Genomic DNA, 1,349 nt, shown 5'->3' on the forward strand with positions numbered 1-1,349 from the left:
CGGGCAGGCCTGGTCATCGCTATGGGCTGGCCAGTCAACAGCGTATGGGTGCTGGGGCTGTTTCTCGCCGTCGACCTGATCTTCCAGGGCTGGGCCTTCATTGCGGTCGGCCTGGCGCTAAAAAAATAAGCTCAAAAAGCAATGGCCGCGTCGAGATCGGAAAGCGGGCGGACGCCGGCAAGCAGCGCCCTCGCCTCGACCTCGTCGCGCTTCATCTGCGCGACCAGCGCGTCGAGCCCGTCGAACTTCACCTCGGCGCGCAGGAAACCAAAGAAGGACACAGCGCATATCTCGCCGTAGAGATCGCCGGAGAAGTCGAAGACGAAGGTTTCCAGAAGCGGCGCGCCGTTGTCATCGACGGTCGGGCGGCGGCCGAAGCTGGCAACCCCATCATGAAGCGTGCCGTCGGCGCGACGGAAGCGGACGGCATAAATCCCTTCCTTCAGAGTGGCTTCCGGAGAAAGCCTCATATTGGCGGTTGGAAAGCCGAGCGTCCGGCCAAGCTGCTGGCCGCCAATCACCTCGCTCTCGACCGTGAAGCGGTAGCCGAGCAGGCCGGCGGCCTCGGCCACCGCGCCTTCGCACAGCAGCGCGCGGATCCGACTCGACGACACCACCTCGGCGCCCTCGTCGCGAAACGCGTCAACCAGGGTGACGCCGAAGCAGTGGAGTTCGCCGGCCGCCATCAGATAGGCCGGGCCGCCTTGCCTGTCCTTGCCGAAGTGGAAGTCGAAGCCGGTCACTGCGTGACTGATGCCGAGGTTCCTGTCCAGCACGTCGGTCACGAACGCTTCCGCCGACAATGCGGCGAAGTCGCGCGTAAACGGCTGTTCGACGAGTGCGGCAAAGCCTAGATACGATAACAGCCGTGCTTTCATCGGCGGCGGCGTCAGCACGAACAGCGGTATCTCAGGCCGGAACACCTTTCTCGGATGCGGCTCGAAGGTCAGCACCAGAGCCGGCACGCCGCGCCGGCGGGCCTCGGCAAGCGCGCGCTCGAGCACCGCCTGGTGGCCGCGGTGCACACCGTCGAAATTGCCGATCGCCACCACGCCACCCCGCAAATGGGCCGGCAGCGGCGAGATTGCAGAAACGCGTTCGAAGGCTTCCGTCATCGAGCGACCCTACTGCAGTCTCGGAATGATCGCGACCGGCCGGTAGCCGTGCCTTTCCAGAAAGGCAATTAGCCTGGCCGGATCCGGTCGTAGCGGATCGCCGTAGTCGCGGGCATGGATGCCGCCCGACACGTAGAGCACGTCGAAGCCGTTGTCGGCAGCACCCTTGATGTCGGTCATCATGCCGTCGCCGATGGCCAGCACGTCCGAGCGCTCGACCGCGCGGCCGAGCAG

2 protein-coding genes and 1 pseudogene are annotated in these 1,349 nt (G+C 65.3%); 1 reads left to right on the plus strand and 2 read right to left on the minus strand.

Going from position 1 to position 1,349, the window contains the following annotated elements; translation table 11 throughout:
- Nucleotides 1-129 (plus strand): annotated as a pseudogene (locus EOA86_RS40965) (HdeD family acid-resistance protein); the annotation flags it as partial.
- A gap of 2 nt (nt 130-131) precedes the next feature.
- Here EOA86_RS40965 and EOA86_RS34825 read toward each other — a convergent pair.
- Together EOA86_RS34825 and EOA86_RS34830 are read right to left on the minus strand one after the other, a co-directional pair.
- Nucleotides 132-1,115 (minus strand): bifunctional riboflavin kinase/FAD synthetase, encoded by a 984-nt coding sequence (locus EOA86_RS34825; RefSeq protein ID WP_128345639.1) that lies wholly within the window; start codon nt 1,113-1,115, stop codon nt 132-134.
- 9 nt (nt 1,116-1,124) lie between these two features.
- The coding region (locus EOA86_RS34830; protein ID WP_164892332.1) for an HAD hydrolase-like protein at nt 1,125-1,349 on the minus strand (225 nt) is incomplete at its 5' end.

The sequence above is a fragment of the Mesorhizobium sp. M5C.F.Ca.IN.020.32.2.1 genome, assembly GCF_004023105.1.
GTDB lineage: Bacteria > Pseudomonadota > Alphaproteobacteria > Rhizobiales > Rhizobiaceae > Mesorhizobium > Mesorhizobium wenxiniae.

Excerpts from the sequence above, each read along its gene's own strand:
- EOA86_RS34825 (WP_128345639.1), bottom strand. The coding sequence starts at position 1,115 with ATGACGGAAGCCTTCGAACGCGTTTCTGCAATCTCGCCGCTGCCGGCC.